We start from the raw sequence: 25,865 nt of genomic DNA on the forward strand, positions 1-25,865 counted from the left end.
ACGTCATCACAGGAGCCGCCATGCGCAGACGCAACACCCCGATTCGCACGATCGCCGTGCGGCCATCCATGCCGCGCGATCCGCTGGCTCTCGCCGTGGTGAGGCGTCTCGGCGGCTTGATCTTCCGCCGGCACGCGCCGGATCGTCTCGATCGCCTGGATCTCGACCAGCGCGTGAGAGAGCTCGGCGAGTGGTGACCATGGTGCGCGTAGCTCAATGGCAGAGCCGCAGGTTGTGATCCCGCTGACGACGGTTCGATTCCGTTCGTGCACCCCATTCATTCAAGCGTTTTCCCCCGACCCGGCCATGAAAGGAGGCCACCCATGCACCCACACCACAGCCACGTGCTGCAACTCGACATCCAGGGCACGCCGCAGGCGTGGATCTCGCTCGAGCACGCGGCGCTGCATGTGGCCACGGGCTCGGTGGCATGGGTCGATGGCGATGGCCCGCTGGCCACGCTGCGCGGCGGCTTCAATGTCGCGCGCGGCCGCCAGTCGGTCATCGACGTGCATCCGATCATCGCGCTGGCTGGCGCCTCGCGCGTCAACCTGTTCGACGTCGCGCCGGCCTTCAGCAAGCGCAAGCTCTTGCGCCGCGACCGCATGACCTGCGCCTACTGCGCCCAGCGCTTCGCGGAGCGCGACCTGCAGTGCGAGCACATCGTGCCCGCATCGCGGGGCGGCGGCTGGACCTGGATGAACCTGGTCGCCGCCTGCGGCGCGTGCAACGGCCGCAAGGCCGACCGGACGCCGGAGGAGGCGCGCATGCCGCTGGTTTACCTGCCGTACGTGCCGAGTCGCTTCGAAGGCTTCCTGCTCGAAGGTCGACAGATTCGCGCCGACGTGCACGGGTGGCTGGCCGCGCGCCTGCCGAAGGGATCGCGCCTGAGCTGACGATTTCGCAACTCGGGCGCCACGGCGTCCGAGGCTGCGTCGAGCAGCCCCATCAACTGAAAGAGAACAACATGAAGAACGAACAACTCCCGGCCATCGAGATGCCGGTGAAGGTCAAGCAGCCCCCGGTGCTGTTCGGCAAGACGCAGTCGCTGATCGCCCGGCTGGCCGAGCAGCTCGGTGCGCCGCTCATCGCCTACTGGAATGGGCCACGCGGCTCGGTGTGCCACAGCGACGTGGTCGCGATGTACCACGTGCTGCAGCGGCTCGGCGAGCACGAGGTGATCTACCTGTTCCTGAAGTCGAGCGGCGGCAGCGGCCAGGTGTCGCTGCGCCTGGTGAACCTGCTGCGGCAGCATTGCCGCCGCCTGGTCGCGCTGGTGCCGCTCGAGTGCGCGTCGGCCGCCACCATGGTGGCGCTCGGCGCGGACAGCATCCTGATGGGCCCGACCGCCTATCTCACTGCGGTGGACACTTCGCTGAACCACGCGCTGTCGCCGGTCGACCGGGACAACGACCGCGTCAGTGTCAGCCTCGACGAGCTGCAGCGCGTGATCCGCCTGTGGCGCGAGCAGCAAGGCGAGGTGCCCGAGAACGCCTACAAGTCGCTGTTCCAGTACGTGCATCCGCTGGTGATCGGCGCGGTCGACCGGGCCGAGTCGCTGTCGATCATGCTGTGCCGCGAGCTGCTGGCCTACCACATCGCCGACGAGGCCAAGGCCGAGGCGATTGCGGGCGCACTCAACGGCAAGTACCCTTCGCACAACTATCCGATCCTGCTGGACGAGGCGGTGAAGATCGGCCTGGCCGCCGAGCGCATGCCGGCCGAGGTCGCCGCGCTGCTGCTGCAGCTCAACGCGCTCTACAGCGAGATGGGCCAGAAGGCCACCACCGACTTCGACGAGCAGCGCGCGCACAGCAACGAGATCGCCAACATCTGGGAAGCCAGCGGCGCCCAGGTGTACTACCAGCAGGACAAGGACTGGTTCTACCGTTCCGAGGAGCGGCGCTGGATCACCCTCAACGACAACAGCGGCTGGCGTCGCATCGAACGCATTGGCTCGCGCCTGCGGCGCGGCGAGCTGCACGTGGCGTGATGCGCGACGGCCGCACAAGGAGAAACATCATGAACGACAAGAACTACGTCGAGGAAGAAGTCGGTGGCGGCGTGCCCATCAAGATGTGGACGCGCGGCGTGCCGGTCGAAGACGAGGCCCGGCGCCAGCTGAGCCATGCGGCGCGCCTGCCGATCGTCTTCAGGCACATCGCGGCCATGCCCGACGTGCACGTCGGCATCGGGGCCACGGTGGGCTCGGTGATCCCGACCCTGCGCGCCATCATCCCGGCCGCGGTGGGCGTCGACATCGGCTGCGGAATGATCGCCTGCAAGACCACGCTGGTGGCCACTGACCTGCCTGACAACCTGGGCCCGCTGCGCTCGGCCATCGAGCGTGCCGTGCCGCACGGCCGCAAGCCGGGCGCGCGCGATCCCGGGGCGTGGCAGAAGGCGCCGGGGTCGGTCGACACCGCATGGGCGCAGCTCGAACCCGAGTTCACGGCCCTGTGCCGCGACTACCCGAAGCTGGCCAAGACCAACCACATCCAGCACCTGGGAACGCTGGGCACGGGCAACCACTTCATCGAGGTCTGCCTCGACGAAGCCGGCTTCGTGTGGTTCATGCTGCACTCGGGCTCGCGCGGCGTCGGCAACTTCATCGGCACCCTGTTCATCGAGCTGGCGAAGCAGGATGCGATGCGCCACCAGGTGAACCTGCCCGACCGCGACCTGGCCTATTTCGAGGAAGGCAGCCGCTACTTCGGCGACTACGTGCGGGCGGTGGGCTGGGCGCAGAAGTTCGCGGCCGTCAACCGCGAAGTGATGATGCGGCGCGTGATCGAGGCCGCGAAGACGGTGATCCGCAAGAGCTTCCAGAGCCACATCGAAGCGGTCAACTGCCACCACAACTACGTGCAGAAGGAGCACCACTTCGGCGAGGACGTCTACGTGACCCGCAAGGGCGCGGTCAGCGCGAAGGCCGGGCAGCTGGGCATCATCCCCGGCAGCATGGGCGCGCGCAGCTACATCGTGCGCGGCAAGGGCAACGCCGACAGCTTCGACAGCTGCTCGCACGGCGCCGGCCGCGTGATGAGCCGCGGCGAGGCCAAGCGCCGCTTCACGCTGGCTGACCACCGCGCAGCGACCGAAGGCGTCGAATGCCGCAAGGACCGCGACGTGATCGACGAAACGCCGGCCGCGTACAAGGACATCGATGCGGTGATGGCGGCGCAGCAGGACCTGGTCGAGGTCGTCCACACCCTGAAGCAGGTGGTGTGCGTGAAGGGCTGAGCGCCGCGCGGCGCCCCCGCCATCTCAGCCGTCGATCCCGAGCTCCGAGCAGATCCGCGCGACCAGCGCCTTCAGTCCCGCGACCTCGCTCTCGAGCCGCGCCACGTTGGCCTTCAGCGCCGCCACCTCGCCGAGCGACACATCGGTGCTGCCCCCCGCGACCGCCGACGGACTCGCCGCATCTTCCGCCGGCGTCCCGCTCAGCAGATGCGCCCAGCGGCTCTCGCGCGCCCCGGGCAGCCGCGCCAGCTTCACGACCAGCGCGCCCGCCGGGCGTTCCGCCATCTCGTCGAGGAAGCCCTCCACCGCCGAGATGTCGGCGAAGTTGTGCATCCGGTCGCAGGCGATGCGCAGTTCGCCCGCGGTCTGCGGCCCGCGCAGCATCAGCACGGTCAGCAGGATGATCGACTGCGAAGGAATCCGCAGCACCCCGTCGATGTTGTGGGCATAGCGGAAGGTCCGCCCGCCGCTGCTCTCGGACACCAGGCTGTAGCCCCGCAGGCTGTCCAGCGCCGCCGTGGCCTCGGCGTCCGTCACCTCCAGGATCGGATTGCGGCTGGTCTTCTGGTTGCAGCCCGCGACCAGCGCGTTGAGCGTCAGCGGATAGCTGTCGGGCACGGTGCGCTGCTTCTCGGCCAGCACGCCGAGGACGCGGGTTTCGAGCAGCGAGAGGGTGGGCAGGGAGGAGGTCATCGCCGGATTGTCGCGCTGGACGGGCCGCACGAACTACTAAGCCTATTTATAATAAGGCCCCTTATGAAAAGAGACTTCAGCCAGCGCTTCGGCTTCCTCGTGAACGATGTCGCCAAGCTCTACGGCGAGCAGTTCGACCGGCTGGCGCGCGAACGCATCGGCCTGTCGCGGGCCCAGTGCCGGGTGCTCGGCGCGCTGGCGATGCATGGCGACGAGGCGCCGATGTCGCAGGTCGAGCTGGCGCAGCGGCTGGACCTGAGCGCCATGGCGGTCGGCAGCCTGTGCGACCGGCTCGAGGCGGCCGGCTGGATCCATCGCCAGGACAGCCCGAGCGACCGGCGCGTGCGCCTGGTCCGCGCGGCGGCCAGCGCGGAACAGGCGCTCGACACCGCGCTCGGCCTCAGCGACGGCCTGCAGGCGCGCGCGCTGGCGCAGTTCACGCCGGCCGAACGGGCCCAGCTGGTCGCCCTGCTCGCCAAGGCCCGCGAGGGCCTGCTGTCGCTGCAAACCGAGGAGGTGCGATGAACCCCGCTCCGGGCGTCGCCCATCGCGGGCTGATCACGGTGTCGATCATGCTCGCCACCATCATGCAGGCGCTGGACACCACCATCGCCAACGTCGCGCTGCCCCACATGCAGGGCAGCCTGCAGGCCTCGCAGGACCAGATCACCTGGGTCCTGACCTCCTACATCGTGGCCTCGGCGATCGCACTGCCGTTGACCGGCTGGCTGTGCGGCCACTGGGGACGGCGCAAGGTCTTCATGGTCTCGGTGATCGGCTTCACGATCGCCTCGGCGCTCTGCGGGCTGGCGAACTCGCTGGTCGAGATCGTCGCCGCCCGGCTGCTGCAGGGGGTGTTCGGCGCCGCGCTGGTGCCGCTGTCGCAGGCCGTGCTGCTCGACATCAATCCGCGCGAGAAGGTCGGCCAGGCGATGGCGATCTGGGGCGCCGGGATCATGGTCGGGCCGATCCTCGGGCCGCTGCTGGGCGGCTGGCTGACCGAGAACTTCGACTGGCGCTGGGTCTTCTTCATCAACCTGCCGGTGGGCATCTTCGCGCTCTGGGGCATCATGCGCTTCCTGCCCGAGAGCCGGCCGCAGGGCGAGCGGCTCGACATCTTCGGCTTCGTCACGCTGAGCCTCGCTATCGGCATGCTGCAGCTGTTCCTCGACCGCGGCGAGCAGCTCGACTGGTTCGATTCCTGGGAGATCCGGCTGGAGGCCGCGGCGGCGCTGATCGCCTTCGCCTTCTTCGTGGTCCACACCTGGACCGTGCAGGGCGTGTCATTCTTCAATCGCGACCTGCTCAAGGACCGCAACTTCGTCACCGGCCTGCTGTTCGCCTTCATCGTCGGCATGATCCTCTACGGCACGATGGCGCTGCTGCCGAGCTTCCTGCAGGGGCTGATGGGCTACCCGGTGGTTTACACCGGGGCCGTGACCGCGCCGCGCGGCATCGGCACCATGATCGCGATGATCGTGGTCGGCCGGCTGGTGCAGCGGGTCGACGTCCGCGCCATCATGGCCGTCGGCTTCGGCCTGACCGCGTTCTCGCTCTGGCAGATGACGCGCCTCACGCTCGAGATGGACAGCTCGCTGATCATCGTCTCGGGCTTCATCCAGGGCCTGGGCATCGGCTTCACCTTCGTGCCGCTGTCGACCGCGGCCTTCGCGACCCTGGCGCCGCGGCTGCGCAACCAGGGCACGCCGGTCTTCAGCCTGTTGCGCAACATCGGCAGCAGCGTCGGGATCTCGATCGTGCAGGCCCTGCTGACCGAAAACTCGGGCCGGGCCCATGCGACGCTCGCCGCCACCGTGGGGCCGGGCAACCACGGCCTCGCCGGCCTGCCCCAGCTGTTGAACCCGTCCAGCCCGGCCGGCCTCGCGCTGCTGAACGGCGAGGTCACGCGCCAGGGCGTGCTGATCGGCTACCTGTCCGACTTCGGCATCATGATGGCGGTCACGCTGGCCGCGATCCCGCTGCTGCTGCTGATCCGCAGCCCCGGCCGTGCCGCCCCCGGCGCAGCCGCCGAGGTGCCGCACTGATCGCGGGCGCTCAGAAGTCGACCAGCGCCAGCCCGATGGTGAACACCGTGCGCTTGCGGTTGTAGTCGACCAGGGTATCGCCGTAGCCGTAGAAGAGCTGGGTCTGCAGCCGCAGGTTGCTCCTCACCGGATCGCCGATGACCTTCAGCCATTCGAGCTTCACTGCGCCCTTGCCGCCATGCGCATAGGCCACGACCTGGTTCAAGCGGTCGATCTGCCAGGTGAGCCGGATGTCGGCGTTGCCCAGGTACTTGGTGATGTCGGGGTTGTCGTCGTTGGCGGCGTTCTCGGAGACGCGCGACCAGACCCGGCCGGTGATCGTGAACTGGTCGCCGAGCTCGGCGCCGCCCATCAGGTAGACCCGGTTCCAGCTGCGCGAGTAGGGCAGGTCCTGGCCATTCGACTGGTGCACCAGCCCCACGCCGGTGTAGCGCAGCCGCCAGCCGCCCGGCAGCTTGTAGTCGAGCGGGTAGCTGTAGATCACTTCGGGCTCGTGGTCGGTGGTGCGGAACGGGCGCGACAGATCTTCGTTGAACACCTGCCAGGTCGAGAGCTGCGAGTAGGCGAACCAGAGGCCGTCCTTCTTGACCGGATCGTCGCCGGTGAGCAGCCCCTGCGCGAGCTTGGTGCGCAGCGACAGGCCGATGCGCATGTCCTGCGCCTGGTAGGGCCGGTCGACACCGGTGTGGTTGGGCGCCGGTGAGGTCGCCGTTTCGGGCTCCCGTGCGGCCACGCCGAGGCCGACGCTGAGCGGTCGGTAGCCGCGGAAGCCCAGCGTGCCGCAGCTGCTGCCGGCCTCCAGCTCCCAGAAGCGCGACAGCAGCGAGTATTGGCGATCGCGGCAGCCGTCCTCGGTGGCGATCGTGACAATCCGCGTGGCCGGCACGGTGGCGTCCACCGGCGGCATCGTCTCGACCAGCACCGACGGCGCCGTCGGCACCGCGGCCGCGGGCAGGGTCTGCTGCTGGGCCCAGCGGTCGAAGCAGGCGAGCCGCGCCTCGTTGTTGCTGTTGCCCGCCAGGCGCTGGCATTGTTGCCAGGTCAGTTCGGATTCGGAAAGGGGACTCGGCGGCTTGTCCACCGCCTGGGCCAGGGCGCCGGTGGCGCCGAGGCCGGTGAAAAGAGCGGTGAATAGAAGGGTGCGTTGATTCATCGATCAGTTGCCGAATTGCCAATCTTGTTCAGGACGAACGGATGCGTGCTGTCGTTCGCGGCGTCGCGCCAGACCCCCTTGAACTCCCGGCCGCACGACCCCGGCTGCAGCGCGCCGAGCCAGACGCCACTGATGGCGTGGCCGTCCAGCGATTCGTCGAGGCTCAGCATGCCGTCGTCGTCGATATCGCCCGCCAGCTGCGACACGGTGGCGGGGCCACCGTCGACGTCCCGCCTGATTGTGCCGCGCACCCCGGCGTAGTCGGGATGTTGGTTGAGCTTGACTTTTGCCACGCCCTGGGTGCCGTCGATGCGCGCTTCCCAGTCGCCGAACAGCGCCTGGAGCGGCAGCTCGGAGGCGCTGGCGGGGCAGGCCGCGGGGCCGCCTTGCGCGGCGGCGCCGGCGGCGAAGGCGATGCAGGCCGCGGCCAGCCAGGCCCTGCGCAAGCCCTTCATGGCGCCGAGGCGGCCGCCGCGGCGGCGGCCGCGTTGTCCTGCACCTTGCGCGCGAATTCGGCGCGCAGCGCCTTGAGCTTCTCGCGCGGATCTTCCTTGGCGGTCTTCTTGTCGAGCGCCATCTCGGCGATGAAGCGGCTGGGCTGGGCGGCGACCATCTCGCGGCCCTTCTTGCGTCGCTTGGTCCAGCTCACCGCCAGGCTGCGCTGGGCCCGCGTGATGCCCACGTACATCAGCCGGCGCTCTTCCTGCAGCCGGGTCAGCGTGTCGTCGCTGATCTTTTCCTGCCGGCCGCCGTCGTCGTCCAGCTTGAAGGGCAGCAGGCCCTCGGTCACGCCGACCAGCATCACGTGCGGCCATTCGAGGCCCTTGGAGGCGTGCAGCGTCGACAGCGTGACCACGTTCTGGTCCTGCTCGCGCTCGCTGATGGTCGACAGCAGCGAGATCGTCTGCGCGACTTCGAGCAGGCTCTTGCGCTCGCTCTCGACCGTGGCGCCGGAGGCATCGTCGATGGTGCCGCCGCAGCGCTGCGACATCCAGTCGCAGAACTCCATCACGTTGGTCCAGCGGCTGGCCGCGGCCTGCTCGCTGTCCTCGCCGTCGTAGAGATGCTTCTCGTAGTCGATCTCCTTGAGCCATTCGCCCAGGAAAGCGCGCGCGTCCTCGGCGCCCATTGTGCGGCGGGCCCGGTACTCGAGATCGTTGATGTAGCGGCCGAATTCATGCAGGCCCTCTTGCGCGCGCTTTGGCATCACGCTCGGCAGCGAGGGGCTGAACAGGGCCTCGAACAGGCTCAGCTTGTACTGGCTCGCGAAAGTGCCGAGCGCGGCCAGCGTGGTGTGGCCGATGCCGCGCTTGGGCGTGGTCACGGCGCGCAGGAAGGCCGGGTCGTCGTCGTTGTTGACCCACAGCCGGAACCAGCCGCACAGGTCCTTGATCTCGGCCCGGTCGAAGAAGCTCTGGCCGCCCGAGACCTTGTACGGAATCTGCGCCTTGCGCAGCGCCTGCTCGAACACCCGCGCCTGGTGGTTGGCGCGGTAGAGGATCGCGAAGTCGCGGAACTCCTTGTGCTGCGGGCCTTGCGTGGTGGCGTCGCCGGCGCGCAGGCTCTGGATCCGCGCCACGGTGCGCTCGGCTTCATGGGCTTCGCTGTCGGCATCGACGATGCGCACCGGCTCGCCCTCGCCGAGTTCGCTGAACAGCGTCTTCGGAAACAGCTTGGGATTCGGGCCGATCACGTTGTTGGCGGCGCGCAGGATCGCGCTGGTGCTGCGGTAGTTCTGCTCCAGCTTGATGACCTTGAGATTCGGGTAGTCGACCGGCAGCTTCTTGAGGTTGTCGAGCGTGGCGCCGCGCCAGCCGTAGATCGACTGGTCGTCGTCGCCTACCGCGGTGAAGCGGCCGCGCTCGCCGACCAGCGCCTTCAGCACCTCGTACTGGGTCGCGTTGGTGTCCTGGTATTCGTCGACCAGCACGTGGCCGAGCGCCGCCTGCCACTTGGCACGCACTTCGTCGTGCTGCTGCAGCAGCTTCAGCGGCATGCCGATCAAGTCGTCGAAGTCGACGCTCTGGTAGGCCGCCAGCCGCTCTTCGTAGCGCGCCATGATGCGGGCCGTGATGCGCTCGTTGTCGTCGGCAGCCTGGGCCTCGGCCTGGGCCGCGTTGAGGCCCATGTTCTTCCACTTGCTGATGGTCCACTGCCAGATGCGCGCGGTGGCGGCATCGGTGGTGCCGCCGGCATCCTTCAGGATCTTGGTGACGTCGTCGCTGTCCAGGATGCTGAAGGCCGGCTTCAGGCCCAGCACCGCGCCGTCTTCGCGCATCATGCGCACGCCTAAAGCGTGGAAGGTGCAGACCACCACCTGCCTGGCATCGCGCCCGATCAGGCCCTTGGCGCGTTCGCGCATCTCGGAGGCGGCCTTGTTGGTGAAGGTGATGGCGGCGATCCGCTTGGGCTCGAGGCCGGCCTGGATCAGGCGCGCGATTTTGTGCGTGATCACGCGGGTCTTGCCCGAGCCTGCGCCCGCAAGGACCAGGCAGGGGCCGTGCATGTAGTTGACGGCTTCTTGTTGCGCGAGATTGAGACCGGAAGACATGGGGAGTTCGGAGGCGGGAACCGCGAATGATACGGGCGCCCCTGCGCCGCCCTGGCCGCCCGACTGTGGTAGGCGCGCCGCGCATGGACAATCGCCGCGTGCTGCAGATCTTCCTGGTCACCGTTCCCTTCTTCGCCTTGATCGCCGCCGGCTATGCCGCGGCCCGCGGCGGCCTGCTGCCGCTGGCCGCGATTCCGGGGCTGAACGCCTTCGTGCTCTATTTCGCGCTGCCCTGCATGCTGTTTCGCTTCGGCGCCAGGGCACCGATCGGCCAGTTGCTGGACGGCGGCGTTGCGCTGGTCTGGTGCCTGAGCGCGCTGATCGTGGTCGGCGCCACGGTCGCCCTGAGCCGCAATGGGCGCATCGGCTGGAACGATGCGGCTTTCGGGGCCCTGGTGGCGGCCTTTCCGAACACCGGCTTCATGGGCGTGCCGCTGCTGGTGGCGATCCTCGGCGCCCAGGCGGCATCGACCACGATCATCACGATGGCCTTCGACATGGTGGTCACCTCGTCGCTCTGCATCGCGCTGTCGCGGCTCGACGGCGCCGACGGGCATGGCGCCGCCAAGGCCCTGCGGCAGGCGCTGCGCGGCATCTTCCAGAACCCGATGCCCTGGTCGATCCTGCTGGGCGTGCTGGCCTCGGCGACCCGCTTCACGTTCCCGGGCCCGATCGAGCGCACGGTCGCGATGCTGGCCGAGGCGGCCTCGCCGGTGGCCCTGTTCACGATCGGCGCGGTCCTGGCCCGGTCGGCGGTGCTGGCGCGCGAGCACCGCGCCAGCGCGGCGGTTGCGCAGGCCCTGGGCAGTGCGGCCGGCCGCTCGCAGCCGCCGGCCCAGGCGGCGCTGGCGGACGTGCTGCCCGTGGTGGCGATCAAGCTGCTGGCGCATCCGCTGCTGGTGTGGGCCCTGGCGCACGGCGTGCGGGCGCTCGGCGTGCCGCTCGGCGGGCCGGCGCTGGTTGCGATGGTGCTGGCCGCGGCGCTGCCCAGCGCCAGCAATGTCTCGATGCTGGCCGAGCGCTTCGGCGCCGACGACGGGCGCATCGCCCGCATCATCCTGTGGACCACCGTGGCCGCGTTTTTCAGCTTTCCGCTGGCGGCCGGCTGGCTGGGTCAGGGCGTGAGCACGCCGAGCTTGTAGGGATCGGCGTCGGGCAGCAGCTCGCAACGCGAGAGGTCGCGCCCCTGCGTACCGTCGCAATAGAAGGTGTTGCGGACCCGCCCGAACAGCGTCGGCGAGGAGGTGAACAGCACGCCCTGGTTGGGCTGCCACCGGTCCTTGGCGCCGTCCTCGGGCGCGATCGTCGGCGCGGCCGCCGGATCGGTCGCGCCGTGGGCGGCGGCCCCGCCGGCCGGGGTCGTGAACTCGGCCAGCGTGTGCTGGGCCTCGTCGCCGCGCCAGCGGGTGACGAGTTCGGCGGGCTGCGGGCGCCCGACCACCGGGATCAGCAGTGCGTGGACCTGGAAGCCGTGTCCGAAGCGGTGCTCCTTGCCCGCCAGGAAAGCATAGGCGCAGGCCGCCTGGCACTGGCCCTTGACCTCGGTGTTGACGCCTGCCGCCTGGATCGCGCGGGCGTAGTCGCCGGCCACCTCGGCGGAGCCGCCCAAGGCGTTCTCGAACACCACGGTGCGAACCTGGCCGCCGGCCAGTTGGGTTTCGAAATCCTTCACCGCGCTGCCGTCGAGCGTCCCGCTGACCAGCAGGCGGTTGCCCTCGAGCTCCAGATCCGCCGCTGGCGCGCCGGCGGTCAGGCCAGCCAGTACAAGGCCCCACAAAGTCCCTGATAGCGTCTTCACGAAGTGACCCTTTCGCAAGACCCCGCAGTAGGTCCCGCTGCGACCATAGCTTGGACAGCGCGTCGGCGCTTCGTCAACTGTTGTTGCAGAGTATTTCCTACAACGGGGCTTCGCAGAAGCAGATAGTGTGAAGTATTCCGTTTGACTAATGCTTAGGTATTCTTTAGCGCTGCTACAGTGGGCGCATGGATCGGGAGAGTGGCATGACGACTTGGACGCGCACGGTGCTATGGATGGTGTGGCTGGCCGCTGTCGGCTGGCTTTGGTTCGGCGGTTCGATCGGAACCGGTGCCGCCTTGGCGGCGGCCTTGCTGAGCCTGCTGATGTTCGCGCTGCCGGGCGCGGTCAGACGCCGCCGCTCGGGTCTGCAGTATGTGGAGATGGGCAAGGAGCCGGTCGGCTTGCTCTGATCTAGTCAGTTGAGGACAGAGCAAAAACCGCTGCGCGGTTTCTTGGTCTGTCCCGCAAAGTTCTCGGATCGAGGACAGAGCAAAAACTGCTGCGCAGTTTCTTGGTCTGTCCCGCAAGGTCTCAGATAGCCTGCGGATCCACATCCACCAGCCAGCGGATCACGCCTTTCCCCTCGGGTTGCCGGCGCAGCCCATGCAGCAGCGGCTGCCACCCGGCCAGCAGCTTCTGCAAGGCGGCGCGCGAGCCGCTCTCGATCAGCATCTGCGCCCGCTCCACGTTCGCCACCCGCTGGATCGTCAACGGCACCGCCGGATAGCGCGTGACCCGGTCGGCGCCGGGCAGGGCCTCGGCGGCCGCGCTGGCGGCGTTCAGGAAGGCCTGCGCGGCCTCCTGGGTGCGGGCGTCGGCGCGCAGCAGCGCCTGGAAGGCGAAGGGCGGCATGCCGGCGGCGGCGCGCTCCGACAGTTCGCCCTGGGCGAAGGCCGCATAGTCGTGGCGACGCAGCGCTGCGAACAGCGGATGCTGCGGATGATGGGTCTGGATCCACATCTCGGCGCTGCTTTGCTGCGCCGTCAGATAGGCGGCATCACGGCCGGCCCGGCCGGCCGACTGCATCAACAGGCCGAACAGCCGCTCGGGCGCCCGGAAATCGCTGGAGAACAGCGCGCCGTCCGGGTTGATCGCCGACACCAGCGTGATGCGGCGGAAGTCGTGGCCCTTGGCGATCATCTGCGTGCCCACCAGTACGTCGACCTCGCCGGCATGGACCGCGGCCAGCTGCGATTCGAGCGCCCCCTGCTTGCGCGTGCTGTCGGCATCGATGCGGGCGATGCGCACCGCGCTGCCGTCGGGGCGCCGGACCGGCGCGAACAGCTCGCCGAGATGCTCCTCGAGCCGTTCGGTGCCCCGGCCGACCGGGGCGATGTCCGGGTTGCCGCAGGCCGGGCAGGCGCGCGGCACACGCTCGGTGAAGCCGCAGTGGTGGCAGCGCAGCGTGCGGTCGATCTTGTGGAAGACCCGGAAGGCGCTGCAGTGCGGGCATTCGCTCTTCCAGCCACAGTCGCCGCAGGCCAGCACCGGCGCGTAGCCGCGCCGGTTCAGGAACACCATGCTCTGTTCGCCGCGCGCGATCCGCTGGCCGATGGCGTCGAGCAGCGCGCCCGACAGCACGGTCTTGGGCGGCTGCAGGTTCATGTCGACCAGCCGGACCGCGGGCAGCGCGCCGGCGCCGACCCGCGACGGCATCGCCAGCCGCCGGTAGCTGCCGCCGGCATCCTCGCCCTCGGCCGGCCGGCTGCGGTGCCAGCTTTCGAGCGAGGGCGTGGCCGAGCCGAGGATCACCTTGGCGCCTTCGCGGCGGCCGCGCCACACCGCCAGGTCGCGGGCCGAGTAACGCGCGCCCTCCTGCTGCTTGTAGCTGGGGTCGTGCTCCTCGTCGACCACGATCAGGCGCAGGGCCGGCATCGAGGCGAACACCGCCATCCGGGTGCCGAGCACGATGCGCGCCGCGCCGCCGTGCGCCGCCAGCCAGCTCGCCAGCCGCTGGGGGTTGGTCATGCCGCTGTGCAGGGAAACCACCGCGTCGGCGCCGAAGCGCGCCTTGAAGCGGGCCTCGAGCTGCGGCGTCAGGTTGATCTCCGGCACCATCACCAGCGCCTGTGCCGCCGGCTCGCGCGCCAGCAGCGTCGCCACGCTGCGCAGGTAGACCTCGGTCTTGCCGCTGCCGGTGCTGCCGAACAGCAGGAACGGGCCGGGCTCGGCCTCGAAGCGGGCCAGTGCCTCGGTCTGCTCGGCCGTGAGCGCCACCACGGCGGCCGCCGGTTCGCCGCCGCCGGCACCCGCCGTCGGCGCCTGGCGCTTGAGCCGCCGCGCCAGCTGGACTGCGCTCAGGTCGCGCAGCTGCGGCGGCAGGGCGGCCAGCGCGATTTCGCCGAGCGAGCGCTGGTAGTAGCGGGCGGCGAAGGCGACCAGGTCGCGCCAGCCGTCGCCGAGCGGCGGCAACGCGTCGAGCACGCCCGCGACCGGCTTGAGTTCGATCTCCGAGTCCGGGTCTTCGTCGGCGCTGCGCACCGCCCAGGCCACGCCCAGCACCTCGCGGCGGCCCAGCGGGACGCGCACCAGTGCCCCCGGCGCCACAGCCTCAGGGCTTTTGTAGCTAAGTACATCCCCTAGTGCACTGTGCGCCGGAGTTTGTACGGCGACGTCGATGCACCAATTCAAGGCAGCTTCCGGCTAGGCACGTTTGTTAAAGCGAAATTGAGCAAAACAGCATAAGTCGTTGATTTTCCAGTGCTTTGCGGTCCATCCAGAGTTTCTGTGGATAACTTTGTTGATATCAGGGCTCGACACCGCGCGAACCCTTGAAAATCAAGGCTCCGGCTGGAATGCCCGTAAAAAAAGCAAAGTTCAAACCCTATATGAATCAATGACTTAGCTTCGCTATCGCTTTAGGAGCAGGCCAGATCGCGCCTCGGCGGATTTTGCGCACCGCAACAGCCGTTTTGTGCATAAGTCAGTCCCTCCTTACGCTTTTGGCGCTTGACAAACGCCGGACAGCCGTTCTCAGGTACTTACAAGTCATAACAAAACGCTCAAGCACGCAGCATCCGCGACTGCGCATGCACCGCTTCCACCAGGGCCGCGACATGCTCGGGCGGCGTGAACTGGCTGATGCCGTGGCCGAGGTTGAAGACGTGGGTCGGGCCGGTGCTGTCGAGGTCGGTGTGTGGGCGGCCGAAGCTGTTCAGCACCTTGGCCACTTCTTCCTCGATCTGGCGCGGCTGCGCGAACAGGACGTTGGGGTCGATGTTGCCCTGCAGGGCCTTGCCGCCGGGCCCTTCGCCGACGCGCGCGCGGGCCTGGCCGAGGTTCACGGTCCAGTCCAGGCCCAGCACCTCGCAGGCCAGCGGCTGCATGTCTTCGAGCCAGAGCCCGCCGCCCTTGGTGAACACGATCCGCGGCACCGGTCGGCCGTCGGCGCCGTCACGGCGCAGCTGCGACAGCACGCGCTGCGTGTAGGCCAGGCTGAAGGCCTGGAAGGCGCCGTCGGCCAGCACGCCGCCCCAGCTGTCGAACACCATCACGGCCTGGGCACCGGCGTCGATCTGGGCGTTCAGGTAGGCGGCCACGGCATCGGCATTGACCGCCAGCAGCCGGTGCATCAGGTCGGGGCGGCTGTAGAGCAGCGTCTTGACCTGCCGGTAGTCGCTCGATCCCGCGCCTTCGACCATGTAGCAGGCCAAGGTCCAGGGGCTGCCCGAGAAACCGATCAGCGGCACCCGGCCGTCGAGCGCGCGCCGGATCGACGTCACGGCGTCGAAGACGTAGCGCAGCTTGTCCATGTCGGGCACGGCCAGGGCCCCGATGCCGGCCTCGTCGCGCACCGGCCGCGCAAAGCGCGGGCCTTCGCCGGCCTCGAACGAGAGGCCCAGCCCCATCGCGTCGGGCACCGTCAGGATGTCGGAGAACAGGATCGCGGCATCGAGCGGAAAGCGCTCCAGCGGCTGCAGCGTGACCTCGGTCGCGTAGTCGACGTTGGTGGCCAGGCCCATGAAGCTGCCGGCCTTGGCCCGGGTCGCCAGGTATTCGGGCAGGTAGCGCCCGGCTTGGCGCATCAGCCAGACCGGCGTGTGGTCGGTGGCCTGGCGCCAGCAGGCGCGCAGGAAGGTGTCGTTCTTCAGGGGGGCGAAAGGCATCCCCCGATTGTCGCAGGGGGAGTCCAGGTGGGGGCCGTGCCGGCCGCCCGGGGGCGTTCTCAGGTCTTGTACTTGATCGAGCAGCCGTAGGGGCGGGTCGCGGCGGCGCTGATCGCCTTGCCGCCGAAGGCCTCGCCCAGGGCCTGGTTGACGTAGTTGGTGGCGGCCTTGATGTCCTCGGCGCGGGCCGAGGGAATGCTGTCGATGCCCCCGGCATAGACCAGGGTGCCCTTGGGGTCGACGATGAAGATGTGGGGCGTGGTGCGCGCGCCGTAGGTGCGGCCGATGACGCCGTCCTCGTCCATCAGCAGCGCGGTGGGGGCGCCCGATTGCGCCTTCATCCAGGCGGCCAGCGCCTCCGGCTTCAGGTAGTCGCCGTGGCCGCGCTCGGTCGAGTTGATGGACAGCCAGACCACGCCCTTGGCGGTGGCGGCCTTCTGGGTGGCGGGCATGTTGCCGCTGCCGTAATGCTTGCCGACGAAGGGGCAGCCCGGGTTGGTCCATTCGAGGACCACGAACTTGCCGGCGAAATCCGACAGGCGGTGCGAGGTGCCGGCGGTGTCGACGGCGACGAAATCGGGTGCCGGCTGGCCGACCGCGGGCGCCGCGGCGGCCTGGGCGTTGAGCATGAAGGTGGCGCCGAGCGCCACCGCGGCGGTCATGATGGCGCGCCGCGAAGCCCGGCTGAGGGCCGCGCGGGCATCGCGCGCGGCGCGGTAAGAACGAGAGCCGGAGGTGGACGATGTGGACATGTCGGCTGGGACTCCTGAATAAATACTCAATAACCGCGACAGCTTAGAACGGATTCTTCATGTCCATGTGACAACCCGTTAGGGCCCGGGGTCAAAGCCGGGCGAGTGCTTCGCGCAGTTCATTCTTGCCCAGGATCTCGGTCAGCACCACGGGCGGCTGGCCGGGCGCCTGCAGCACGTAGACCGGCACGCCGCTGCGGCCCAACGCCGTCAGGGCCGCGGTGATGGCCGGATCGCGCCGGGTCCAGTCGGCGCGCAGCAGCGCCACCCGGCGGGCATCGAAGTCGGCCAGCACCTCGGCATCGGCCAGGGTGCTGCGCTTGTTGTACTGGCAGGTCACGCACCAGGCGGCCGTGAAGTCGATGAACACCGGCTGCCCGGCCGCCGCCAGGGCGCTGGCGCGTTCGGCCGACCAGGGCTGCCAGCGCTGGCCCGCCGCGGCCGTCGCGACCGGTTCGAGCGGCCGCACGACATGGCCGCCGATGGCGCCCGCCAGCACGGCCGTGAGGGCGACCGTCAGGCTGGCGAGCACCAGGCGGGTACGGCCGCGCAGGGTCAGGGTCCAGGCGATCGCCGCCAGGCAGACGAGCAGGCCCAGCAGGGCGCCGGCGCCGTCGATGCCGCTTTGCTGGCCCAGCACCCAGACCAGCCAGGCCACCGTGGCGAACATCGGGAACGCGAGCAGGCGGCGCAGCGTGTTCATCCAGGCGCCCGGCCGGGGCAGCAGCCGGGCCACGGCAGGCACGAAGCCGGCCGCCAGGTAGGGCAGCGCCAGGCCGAGGCCGAGCACCGCGAACATCAGCAGCGCCTGGCCGGCGGGCAGGGCGATCGCGAAACCCAGCGAGGCGCCCATGAAGGGCGCGGTGCAGGGCGATGCGACCACCACCGCCAGCACGCCCGACAGAAAGTCGTTGGCCACCGGATGGCGGGCCTGCACGGCCCCGATCGATGCCGGCGCCATGCGGCCGAACTCGAACAGGCCGGCCAGGTTGAGCCCGATCAGCGTGAACAGCGCGGCCAGGGCCGCCACCACCGCGGGCGACTGCAACTGGAAGCCCCAGCCGAGCTGGGCGCCGGCGGCCCGCAGCGCGAGCATCGCGCCACCCAGGGCCAGGAAGGACAGGATCACGCCGCCGGTGTAGGCCAGGGCAGCCAGCCGGTGGGCGCGGCGGTCGTCGGCATGGCGCGTGAAACCCAGCACCTTGATCGCCAGCACCGGGAAGACGCAGGGCATCAGGTTCAGCAGCAGGCCGCCGATCAGCGCGCCGAGCAGGGCGGCGACGAAGCCGGCCGAGGGCGGTGCCGGCCGCGGCGCGGGCGTTGTGGCATTGGCCGCGAGCGCGGCCGTCAGGGCCGGCGACACCTGGGCCGGCGCCGCGACGCTCGGCCAGCTGCCGGCCACCGGCGCCTCGGCGCGCCAGGCGGTCGGCTGGTTGGGCCGGCGATCGGCTTCCGCGAGCGCCACCACCACCGGCATGACAGCGGGGCTGGCGCTGCGCTGGTCGGCCAGCGGCACGGTGGCGGTCCAGGCATCGCCCTGCCAGGCCTGGGTCCAGTCCTTGCCCAGCACGGCGCCGGTGCGGATCACCTCGGCGGTTTCGGGAAAGAACTCCAGGGTCTTGCCCCGGGCGGCGGCGGGCAGGCCGTCGAGGCGCACCTGCAGCTTGTCGCCGTCGATGGTGATCCGGCCCGGCTGCGCCAGCGCGGCGGGCTGAGCGGCGAGCGCGGCATCGAAATCGGCCTTGTGCAGCGCCGTCGAGCCCTGCAGCGGCAGCTTGAGGAGGAATTCCCCGTCTTCGGGAATGCACTCCTTGCTGCACACCAGCCAGGAGGCCTTGAGCCGGACTTCCATCTCGGCCGCGCCGGTGAGCGCCGCTGGCGGCTTGAAGTCGGCGCCGACGGTCAGCGGCACCGGCAGCAGCACGGTGTTCTCGTAGCCGTAGTTGGCCAGGTTGCCGATCGGGATCTTGCGCGGCACGGGCCAGGCGATGTCGCCGCTGGAAACGCCCGCCGGCAGCGACCATGCCAGCTCGGTCGGCAGGCCGGAGTCGCCCGCGTTCTTCCAGTAGGTGTGCCAGCCGGGCTGGTGGGCGATCTGCAGGCCGACCCAGAGCGGCGCCCCGGGCGACACGCCCTCGGGGGCATGGGCGACGAGCTCGGCCCGCACATGCGGGGTGGTGACGACCGGGCCGGTCCTGGCGGACAGCTGGGCCACGGCCGGCAGGCAGGCCGCGAGGCTGGCAGAGAGGAATGCCGCGAGGCGGAATCGGGAAAGGAGGGACATGCCGTCAGTCGGAGCGGGCGCGCGCGACGAAGTTCCGGCTCATCCGCCCCACCCCAGCACCACGCGCCGGCTGTTGGCGCTCTTCTTCTCGATCTTGGTGACCACCACGGCACCGATCTCGCCGGTGTTCGCCACGTGGGTGCCGCCGCAGGGCTGGAAATCGATGGCCTGGCCGTCGCTGCCGATGCGGATCGTGCGGACCGTGCCGGTGCCGCGCGGCGGCTGCACGCTCATGCTCTTGACCAGGGCCGGGTTGGCGTCCAGCTCGGCATCGCTGATGGCGCCGACCACCAGCGGATGGGCGGCCGCCACCAGCCGCGCGAGGCCGGCCGTCAGGGCCTCCTTGTCGAGCGGGTCGGTCATGTGGAAATCGAGCCGCGCGTAGTCGGGCGTGATGGAGCAGCCGTTGACCGGCTGCGGCACCAGGTGGCACAGCAGGTGGGTGGCGGTATGGAAGCGCATCAGCTTGTGGCGGCGCTCCCAGTCGATCGCGGCCGTGACGCGCACGCCGGGCTGCAGCGCGGCGACCAGGGCCTCCTGGCCCGCCGCCGGGACATGGACGATCTGGTCGGTGGGCCTGCCGTCGGCATCCTTGGCCTTGCGGGTGTCGGCGATCGCGATCTCGCGGCCGTCGGCCAGCACCAGCCGGCCGCTGTCGCCGGCCTGGCCGCCGCCCATCGGATAGAACACGGTGCGGTCGAGCACGATGCCGCCCTCGTCGGCGGCGACCACGAGGGCCTCGCAGTCGCGCAGGTAGGCATCGGAGCGGAACAGGTCGTCGGTCATGGCCCGATGGTAGCGGCGCGGCTGCGGGGGAGCCGGCCCACGCCCGAAAGCGCCCACAGCCGACACCCGCGGCGATGCGGGGCGGGCAGGATGGCGCCAGAATGAACCCGCCCATGACCCCACCCCTCTTCATGCGGCGCTCGCTGCTCGCCCCGGCCGCGGCGGCGCTGCTGCTGGCCGCCTGCGGCGACGCCTCGAAGCTGGCGCCGGAAGCCGAGACCGGGCCGACGCCGACCCTGCCGGCACCGCGCCAGGCCCTGCTGCCGACCGTCAATGTCGCGCCGGTCGTGGGTTGGACCGACACCGCCGGCCCGACCGCGCCCGACGGCTTCGCGGTGACGGCGCTGGCCCGCGGCCTGGACCATCCGCGCACCGTCTACACGCTGCCCAACGGCGACGTGCTGGTGGTCGAGAGCAACAAGCCGCCGAAGCCCGAAGGCAGCCACGACGGCGGCAGCGGGTTGGTCGCACGGGCCAGGCAGTGGGTCACCGGCCTGGTCATGAAGCGCGCCGGCGCCGGGGTGCCGAGCGCCAACCGCATCACATTGCTGCGCGACGCCGACCATGATGGGGTCGCCGAGTTGAAGCAGGTGTTCATGCAGAACCTGAACTCGCCCTTCGGCGTCGTGCTGGTCGGCAACGAACTGTTCATCGCCAATGCCGACGCGCTGGTCAAGGTGCCGTATGCCGACGGCCAGACCCAGGTCACGGCGACGCCGGTCAAGGTGACCGACCTGCCCGCGGGCATCAACCACCACTGGACCAAGCACGTGGTCGCCAACCGCGAGGGCACCAAGCTCTATGTCACGGTCGGTTCCAACAGCAACGTGGGCGAGAACGGCATGGAGGCAGAGGAGGGGCGCGCCGCCGTCTGGGAGGTCGACCTGAAGAGCGGCGAGAAGCGGCTGTTCGCCAGCGGCCTGCGCAACCCCACGGCGCTCGCCTGGGAGCCCGACACCAATGTGCTGTGGGCGGTGGTCAACGAACGCGACGAGCTCGGCAGCGACCTGGTGCCCGACTACCTGACCTCGGTCAAGGACGGTGCCTTCTATGGCTGGCCGTGGAGCTACTACGGCGGCTATGTCGATGCCCGCGTGAACCCGCAACGGCCGGACCGGGTCGCCACCGCGGTGGTGCCCGACTACGCGCTGGGTTCGCACCGGGCGCCGCTCGGCATCGCCTTCTCGCGCCCGGGGGCCATGCCCGTGGAGTTCGCCAACGGCGCCTTCATCGGCGAGCACGGGTCCTGGAACCGCAAGCCGCTGGCCGGCTACAAGGTGGTCTTCGTGCCCTTCATCGGCGGCCGGCCCAGCGGTCCGCCGGTCGACTTCCTGACCGGCTTCCTGACCGCCGACGACAAGGCGCAGGGCCGCCCGGTCGGCGTGGCGTTCGACAACAGCGGTGCGCTGCTGGTCGCCGACGACGTCGGCAACGCGGTCTGGCGGGTCAGGAAAAAGTAGCTAGAACCCCGCCAGCACCACCTTGCCCTGCGCCTTGCCGCTTTCGATCAGCGCGTGGGCCCGGCGCAGGTTGGCGGCGTTGATGGTGCCGAAGCTCGCGTTGGCCGTGGTGCGGATGCGGCCGGCATCGACCAGCTGCGCCACCTCGGCCAGCAGTTCGCCCTGGCGCGCCATGTCGGCGGTCTCGAAGCGCGAACGGGCGAACATCATTTCCCAGTGCAGCGAGATGCACTTGGTCTTGAGCGGCATGGCGTCGAGAACGGGCATGTCGTCGATCACCGCCATCCGGCCCTGCGGCTGGAGGCTTTCGATGATCTGCGCGTAGTGCTGGCCGGTCTGCGTCAGGCTGGCCACCATCTCGACCTCGCCGATGCCGGCCGCCTTCAATTCCCCGGCCAGCGGCTTCGAATGATCGATCACGGCATGGGCGCCGAGTTCGAGGCACCAGGCCCGGGTCTCGGGGCGCGAGGCGGTGGCGATCACGCGCAGCTGGGTCAGCTGGCGCGCCAGCTGGATCAGGATCGAGCCGACGCCGCCGGCGCCGCCGACGATCAACAGGGTCTGGCCGGCGCCGCCGCCCTGGGGCACGCCGAGGCGATCGAACAGCAGTTCATAGGCCGTGAGGGTGGTCAGCGGCAGCGCCGCCGCCTGGGCGTCGTCGAGGCTGCGGGGCGCCAGCGCCGCGATGCGCTCGTCGACCGTGTGCAGCTCGCTGTTGGCGCCGGGACGGACGATCGAGCCGGCGTAGTAGACCCGGTCGCCGGGCTTGAACCGGGTGACGGCGCCGCCCACCGCCTCGACCGTGCCGACCGCGTCCCAGCCCAGCACCTTGGCCTGGCCGGCTTCGGGGGCTGCGTTGCGGCGCACCTTGGTGTCGACCGGATTGACCGAGATCGCCTTCACCCGCACCAGCAGATCGCGGGGGCCGGGCGTCGGGGCCGGCAGCTCGATGTCCTCGAGCGCGGCGGGGTTGTCGATGGGAAGGGACTGGCGGTAGCCGACGGCTTTCATGAGGGTTCCTTGATCGTTGCGACAGGCTCAATGTAGAGTGGCAATCGGAAATTGATAAGAGCCCTGACGAAAGCTTCACTTTCAAATGAAGATTGAAAATATCGCCGACCTGCAGGTGCTGGTCCACACGGCCCGCGGCGGCACGCTCACGGCGGCCGCCGCGACGCTCGGCATCACGCCGGCGGCGGCCAGCGCGACGCTCAAGCGGCTCGAGTCGCAACTCGGTGCACGGCTGTTCGAGCGCTCGACCCGGGCCATGCGGCTGACGCCGCAAGGCCAGACCCTGCTCGACTACGCGGTGCGCGCCTTCGAGCTGCTGGCCGAGGGCGAATCGCTGGTGCAGGCCGATCGCGGCGCGCTGGTCGGCACGGTGCGGGTGGCGGCGCCTTCCGACCTGACCCGGGTCACGCTGCTGCCCTGGTTCGACGAGTTCCTCGCGCTGCACCCGGGCCTGCAGCTGGCGCTGTCGGTCGGCGACCGGCCGCTCGACGTCATGCGCGACGAGGTCGACATGGCGCTGCGCTACGGGCCGCTGGCCGATTCGCGGCTGGTGGCGAGGCGGCTGGCCGACTCCCGCCCGGCCCTGTGCGCCTCGCCGGCCTACCTGCGCCGCCATCCGGCGCCGCAGACGCCGCACGACCTGCTGCAGCACAACTGCCTCACCTTCCACCGCGGCGGACGGCGCCAGCGGCTCTGGCGCTTCGCCCGCCATGGCCACTGGACCGAGGTCCGGGTCGATGGCGACCGGGTGGTCGACGATGCCTCGCTGGCGCGCGAATGGGCCCTGGCCGGGCACGGCATCACCCTGAAGTCCGCGCTCGACCTGCAGCGCGACGTGGCCTCTGGCGCCCTGGTGCGCCTGCTGCCCGACTGGGACACCGAGCCCTATCCGCTGCATGCGCTGCTGCCGAGCGGCCGCTTCGTGCCGGCGCGGGTGCGGGCGCTGGTGGACTTCCTGGCGCTGAAGTTCGCGCCGAACCCGACGCCGGAAACTGGCCCTAAGATCACCGCATGACAGCCCCCGCCAGCCGCTTCTGGTCCCAGCTCACGACGCGCGATTTCGCCGCCCTCGACCCTGCCGCCACGGTCGCGGTGCTGCCGCTGGGCGCCACCGAGCAGCACGGCCCGCACCTGCCGCTGGGCGTCGATTCGGCGCTGGTCGACGGCATCGTCGCCGCCACGCTGCCGCTGCTGCCGGCCGAGCTGCCGGTGCTGTTCCTGCCGACCCAGCAGATCGGTCTGAGCCCCGAGCACGCGCGCTTCCCCGGCACGCTGACCCTGTCCTCCACCACGCTGATCCAGCTCTGGAGCGAGATCGGCGCCGGCGTCGCGCGGGCCGGCCTGCGCAAGCTGGTGCTTTTCAACGCCCACGGCGGGCATTCGGGCGCCATGGACATCGTGGCGCGCGAGCTGCGGGCGGCGCACGGACTGATCGTCTACAGCAGCAGCTGGTTCAACCTGCCGCTGGGCGAAGCGGGCGCGCAGTTCAGCGCCGACGAGCACCGCTTCGGCGTCCATGCCGGCGAGATGGAGACCTCGATGATGCTGGCGCTGGCACCCGGCCAGGTGGCGATGGGCGCGGCGCGCGACTTCGGCTCGACCTCGCGCCAGCGCGCCGCCGACTACCCGATCCTCGGCAACGGCCGCAGCGCGAAGCTGGGCTGGGCGATGGAGGACTACAACCCCGCGGGCGCGGCCGGCAATGCCGCCGCCGCGAGCGCTGACAAGGGCCGGGCGCTGGTCGAGGCCAGTGCCGCCCAACTGGCGGCGCTGCTGGGCGAGGTCTCGCGGCTGCCGCTGGCGACGGCCTACACGCAGCCGCTGCCCTGAACGAGACCGAAATCAGCCGGCGACCAGCGGTCCCGCGGGCGCGGATTCCGGCAGCTTGATCGACCCGTCGGGCCGTTCGCAGGTGCCGATCAGCAGGCCGCTGGCAACGGCATGCGCGCGCAGCGCATCGAACACTTCGTCGCGCCCCGGATGGGACGAGAACGACGGCGCCGTGCCGAGCGCGAAAACCTGGAAGGCATAGCGATGCACGCCATGGCCGGGCGGCGGATCGGGCGGCAGCCAGGCGGCCTGGAGGTAGGAGTTGAGGCCGGCATGGCTGCTGCCGTCGCCTTCGTGGTCGACGCTCGGCAGGGCGCCTTCGTGCAGGTTGCCGTCCGCGGGTGGCAGATCGACCACCAGGGCATGCACCAGCGGATGCGGCGTCGGCGAATCGGCGTCCTCGACCACCAGCACCAGCGCGGCCGCGTCGGCCGGCACGCCGATCCATTCGAGCGGCGGCGAGCGGCCGGCGCCATCGGCCGTGTAGCGATCGGGCAGCGGCGCATGGTCGACGAAGGCCAGGCTGGTGACCCGGATCGAGGCCATGCCGGCGCGCAGGCCGATGGTGTTGAAGGCGATTTCGTCCAGGCCGGCGCGCACGCCGTGCAAGGCGTGGCCGATCACGTCAGGGAGCTTCTCGAGCATTCGTCCGTTATATAGCAGCGCCGGCGGTTGGACGCGGGCGCAGGACGACAGGCGTTGTCGGCCGCGGCCCGCTATCATCGATTCGGGCGCCGCCGGCCCTTGGCTTGCGGCACTCGCCTCCACCACTCCAAGGACCCCGTATGAGCATCGTCTGGACCATTCTGATCGGCTTCGTCGCGGGCCTGGTGGCTCGGGCGATCAAACCGGGTGACGACTCGGCCGGCTTCATCGTCACCACCTTGATCGGCATCGCCGGCTCGCTGATCGCGACCTACCTCGGCCAGGCCATGGGCTGGTACACGGCGGGCCAGGGCGCGGGTTTCATCGCCTCGGTGGTCGGGGCGATCGTGCTCTTGTTCCTGTACGGACTTGTCAAGCGCAAGACCTGAACCCGCGCCGGCTCCGGCGAAGCCGGCCCGCAAGGCGCGCAGCCGCCACCACCACCACGTCTACGTGGTCGAGCTCGACGACCGGGTCTGGAACGTGGCGCGCTTCCGGCGCGCCAATCCCGACTACCGGCTGGGCATGCCCTTCGTCTATGTCGGCATGACCGGGCTCGATCCGGACGTGCGCTTCGACAAGCACAAGGCCGGCATCCAGGCCAACGGCTTCGTGCGCGACCACGGCCTGCGCCTGCTGCCGGCGCTGTACGCGATCTACAACCCGATGCCCTACGAAGCGGCGCGCGAGATGGAGGTCGAGCTCGGCATCGCGCTGCGCGAGGCCGGCTACGGCGTCTGGCAGGCCTGAGCCCTCACTTCGTGTCGCGTCCGTCCGCGGCGGCCTCGCCGATGCGGCGCAGGGTCTTGAGGGCGCGGTAGAGCACCACCCGGTCGTCCGCGCTCAGCTGGCGGATCACGGCCGCCTGGCGCTGGCGTGCCAGCGGAATGATCTGCTCGTAGAGCGCCTGGCCGAGCGGGCTGATCCGGCAGGTCTGCCACTTGCGCGCGCCCAGCTGCTCGGCGTGCAGCGACAGCAGTCCCCGGCTCTCGAGCAGTCGCAGTGTGCGGCTCACCTGCGCCTTGTCGGCGGCGGAGCGCGTCACCAGCTCCATGAAAGGCAGCTGCCGCGCCTCGGCCAGCACCGACAGCATGCGCCACTCCGACACCGTCAGGCCGGCCTGCTCGGCGTAGGGCACGGTGATGGCGCGGCGCAGCGCGTTGCTGGCGTGACTCATCATTGTGGTCAGGAAATCGTCGATCGCCAGGCTGGCGCCGCCTTCCTCCAGACCGGCCCAGGGCGATGCGTCATGCCCGTATCCGGCCTCGGCAGCCGGCCGTGGCAGGGGGGCTTTTTGTTCTTCGTTGGGGTCCATGGTCAGGGCGGGTGCGTGCGCTCGCGGCAGGGGCAATGGGCGAATCGTCTCATTGAACGCAGGAAAAGACCTGTTCAGAGCATTTCGGTTGATTTGTCAATACGCTATTGTGCCTAGTTGATCGATCAACCAGAAAAGTGAAGAATACGGCTGTGCGTTTCTCCGATGGGTGATTGATCCATATGTGAAACAA

At 69.9% G+C, this 25,865-nt stretch carries 26 protein-coding genes and 1 tRNA gene; 14 read left to right on the forward strand and 13 right to left on the reverse strand.

Going from position 1 to position 25,865, the window contains the following annotated elements; all coding sequences use genetic code 11:
• Positions 1-20 precede the first annotated feature (20 nt).
• The 5 genes from QTI68_RS05320 (at position 21) to QTI68_RS05340 (ending at position 3,243) form a co-directional block, all read left to right on the forward strand.
• Complete coding sequence (locus tag QTI68_RS05320) at positions 21-197, forward strand: short-chain dehydrogenase (protein ID WP_286520087.1); 177 nt, start codon at positions 21-23, stop codon at positions 195-197.
• A gap of 5 nt (positions 198-202) precedes the next feature.
• Positions 203-276 (forward strand) — tRNA-His (locus QTI68_RS05325).
• A 47-nt stretch (positions 277-323) separates the two neighbouring features.
• Positions 324-896, forward strand: a complete 573-nt coding sequence (locus QTI68_RS05330) for an HNH endonuclease (RefSeq protein WP_286520090.1) — start codon at positions 324-326, stop codon at positions 894-896.
• Positions 897-967: 71 nt separating this feature from the next.
• The gene (locus tag QTI68_RS05335; protein WP_286520091.1) at positions 968-1,993 is read left to right on the forward strand and encodes an SDH family Clp fold serine proteinase; all 1,026 of its coding nucleotides are present in this window, start codon (positions 968-970) and stop codon (positions 1,991-1,993) included.
• A 29-nt stretch (positions 1,994-2,022) separates the two neighbouring features.
• Positions 2,023-3,243 (forward strand): RtcB family protein, encoded by a 1,221-nt coding sequence (locus tag QTI68_RS05340; RefSeq protein ID WP_286520094.1) that lies wholly within the window; start codon positions 2,023-2,025, stop codon positions 3,241-3,243.
• A gap of 24 nt (positions 3,244-3,267) precedes the next feature.
• Here the strand turns inward: QTI68_RS05340 and QTI68_RS05345 are convergent, their stop codons facing one another.
• The gene (locus QTI68_RS05345; RefSeq protein ID WP_286520095.1) at positions 3,268-3,936 is read right to left on the reverse strand and encodes a YceH family protein; all 669 of its coding nucleotides are present in this window, start codon (positions 3,934-3,936) and stop codon (positions 3,268-3,270) included.
• 63 nt (positions 3,937-3,999) lie between these two features.
• Between QTI68_RS05345 and QTI68_RS05350 the strand changes: the two genes are divergently transcribed.
• Together QTI68_RS05350 and QTI68_RS05355 are read left to right on the forward strand one after the other, a co-directional pair.
• Positions 4,000-4,461: a MarR family winged helix-turn-helix transcriptional regulator gene (locus QTI68_RS05350; protein ID WP_286520096.1), complete on the forward strand. Its 462-nt coding sequence runs from the start codon at positions 4,000-4,002 to the stop codon at positions 4,459-4,461.
• Positions 4,458-5,981 (forward strand): DHA2 family efflux MFS transporter permease subunit, encoded by a 1,524-nt coding sequence (locus tag QTI68_RS05355; protein WP_286520097.1) that lies wholly within the window; start codon positions 4,458-4,460, stop codon positions 5,979-5,981. Before QTI68_RS05350 ends, QTI68_RS05355 begins: the two co-directional genes overlap by 4 nt.
• Before the next feature lie 10 nt (positions 5,982-5,991).
• Here the strand turns inward: QTI68_RS05355 and QTI68_RS05360 are convergent, their stop codons facing one another.
• From QTI68_RS05360 to QTI68_RS05370, 3 genes are read right to left on the reverse strand one after another with little or no spacing between them, the layout of a single operon-like run.
• Entirely contained in the window at positions 5,992-7,134 is a 1,143-nt protein-coding gene (locus tag QTI68_RS05360; RefSeq protein WP_286520099.1) for a phospholipase A, read from the reverse strand.
• Entirely contained in the window at positions 7,131-7,589 is a 459-nt protein-coding gene (locus QTI68_RS05365; protein ID WP_286520101.1) for a hypothetical protein, read from the reverse strand. Before QTI68_RS05365 ends, QTI68_RS05360 begins: the two co-directional genes overlap by 4 nt.
• A complete protein-coding gene (locus QTI68_RS05370) occupies positions 7,586-9,685 on the reverse strand; it encodes an ATP-dependent helicase (protein ID WP_286520102.1) in 2,100 nt (699 codons plus the stop codon). The genes QTI68_RS05365 and QTI68_RS05370 overlap by 4 nt, the downstream gene beginning before the upstream one ends.
• Before the next feature lie 83 nt (positions 9,686-9,768).
• On the opposite strand from QTI68_RS05370, the gene QTI68_RS05375 reads away from it, so the two are divergent.
• Complete coding sequence (locus QTI68_RS05375) at positions 9,769-10,827, forward strand: AEC family transporter (protein ID WP_478141857.1); 1,059 nt, start codon at positions 9,769-9,771, stop codon at positions 10,825-10,827.
• Here QTI68_RS05375 and QTI68_RS05380 read toward each other — a convergent pair.
• A complete protein-coding gene (locus QTI68_RS05380) occupies positions 10,800-11,483 on the reverse strand; it encodes a hypothetical protein (protein ID WP_286520103.1) in 684 nt (227 codons plus the stop codon). The two genes, QTI68_RS05375 and QTI68_RS05380, sit on opposite strands and share 28 nt — an antisense overlap.
• 203 nt (positions 11,484-11,686) lie before the next feature.
• On the opposite strand from QTI68_RS05380, the gene QTI68_RS05385 reads away from it, so the two are divergent.
• A complete protein-coding gene (locus QTI68_RS05385; protein WP_286520104.1) occupies positions 11,687-11,893 on the forward strand; it encodes a hypothetical protein in 207 nt (68 codons plus the stop codon).
• 121 nt (positions 11,894-12,014) lie between these two features.
• Here QTI68_RS05385 and priA read toward each other — a convergent pair whose 3' ends face one another.
• From priA to QTI68_RS05410, 5 genes are all read right to left on the reverse strand, one after another.
• Entirely contained in the window at positions 12,015-14,114 is a 2,100-nt protein-coding gene (gene priA, locus QTI68_RS05390) for a replication restart helicase PriA (protein ID WP_286520106.1), read from the reverse strand.
• Between the two features lie 371 nt (positions 14,115-14,485).
• Entirely contained in the window at positions 14,486-15,589 is a 1,104-nt protein-coding gene (gene hemE / locus QTI68_RS05395; RefSeq protein WP_286520108.1) for a uroporphyrinogen decarboxylase, read from the reverse strand.
• A 59-nt stretch (positions 15,590-15,648) separates the two neighbouring features.
• Positions 15,649-16,341, reverse strand: coding sequence for a redoxin domain-containing protein (locus QTI68_RS05400; protein WP_286520111.1), 693 nt, complete (start codon positions 16,339-16,341; stop codon positions 15,649-15,651).
• Positions 16,342-16,432: 91 nt separating this feature from the next.
• A complete protein-coding gene (locus tag QTI68_RS05405; RefSeq protein WP_286520113.1) occupies positions 16,433-18,625 on the reverse strand; it encodes a protein-disulfide reductase DsbD family protein in 2,193 nt (730 codons plus the stop codon).
• A 39-nt stretch (positions 18,626-18,664) separates the two neighbouring features.
• The gene (locus tag QTI68_RS05410; RefSeq protein WP_286520115.1) at positions 18,665-19,411 is read right to left on the reverse strand and encodes an alanyl-tRNA editing protein; all 747 of its coding nucleotides are present in this window, start codon (positions 19,409-19,411) and stop codon (positions 18,665-18,667) included.
• A gap of 113 nt (positions 19,412-19,524) precedes the next feature.
• Between QTI68_RS05410 and QTI68_RS05415 the strand changes: the two genes are divergently transcribed.
• Entirely contained in the window at positions 19,525-20,871 is a 1,347-nt protein-coding gene (locus QTI68_RS05415; protein ID WP_286520116.1) for a PQQ-dependent sugar dehydrogenase, read from the forward strand.
• Here the strand turns inward: QTI68_RS05415 and QTI68_RS05420 are convergent, their stop codons facing one another.
• Entirely contained in the window at positions 20,872-21,882 is a 1,011-nt protein-coding gene (locus QTI68_RS05420) for a zinc-binding alcohol dehydrogenase family protein (RefSeq protein WP_286520119.1), read from the reverse strand.
• An 85-nt stretch (positions 21,883-21,967) separates the two neighbouring features.
• Here QTI68_RS05420 and QTI68_RS05425 point away from each other — a divergent pair, with 85 nt between their 5' ends.
• Positions 21,968-22,897 (forward strand): LysR family transcriptional regulator, encoded by a 930-nt coding sequence (locus QTI68_RS05425; protein WP_286520120.1) that lies wholly within the window; start codon positions 21,968-21,970, stop codon positions 22,895-22,897.
• Positions 22,894-23,712 (forward strand): creatininase family protein, encoded by an 819-nt coding sequence (locus QTI68_RS05430; protein WP_286520122.1) that lies wholly within the window; start codon positions 22,894-22,896, stop codon positions 23,710-23,712. The genes QTI68_RS05425 and QTI68_RS05430 overlap by 4 nt, the downstream gene beginning before the upstream one ends.
• Positions 23,713-23,724: 12 nt before the next feature.
• On the opposite strand, the gene QTI68_RS05435 is transcribed toward QTI68_RS05430, so the two are convergent.
• Positions 23,725-24,357, reverse strand: a complete 633-nt coding sequence (locus QTI68_RS05435) for a YbhB/YbcL family Raf kinase inhibitor-like protein (RefSeq protein ID WP_286520124.1) — start codon at positions 24,355-24,357, stop codon at positions 23,725-23,727.
• Between the two features lie 140 nt (positions 24,358-24,497).
• Between QTI68_RS05435 and QTI68_RS05440 the strand changes: the two genes are divergently transcribed.
• Positions 24,498-24,746, forward strand: a complete 249-nt coding sequence (locus tag QTI68_RS05440) for a GlsB/YeaQ/YmgE family stress response membrane protein (RefSeq protein WP_286520126.1) — start codon at positions 24,498-24,500, stop codon at positions 24,744-24,746.
• Complete coding sequence (locus QTI68_RS05445) at positions 24,727-25,107, forward strand: hypothetical protein (protein WP_503011625.1); 381 nt, start codon at positions 24,727-24,729, stop codon at positions 25,105-25,107. Before QTI68_RS05440 ends, QTI68_RS05445 begins: the two co-directional genes overlap by 20 nt.
• A gap of 4 nt (positions 25,108-25,111) precedes the next feature.
• Here the strand turns inward: QTI68_RS05445 and QTI68_RS05450 are convergent, their stop codons facing one another.
• A complete protein-coding gene (locus tag QTI68_RS05450; RefSeq protein WP_286520128.1) occupies positions 25,112-25,672 on the reverse strand; it encodes a MarR family winged helix-turn-helix transcriptional regulator in 561 nt (186 codons plus the stop codon).
• Between the last annotated feature and the right edge of the window lie 193 nt (positions 25,673-25,865).

The organism is Variovorax sp. J31P207, assembly GCF_030316965.1.
GTDB classification, from domain to species: Bacteria; Pseudomonadota; Gammaproteobacteria; order Burkholderiales; family Burkholderiaceae_C; genus Variovorax; species Variovorax ginsengisoli_B.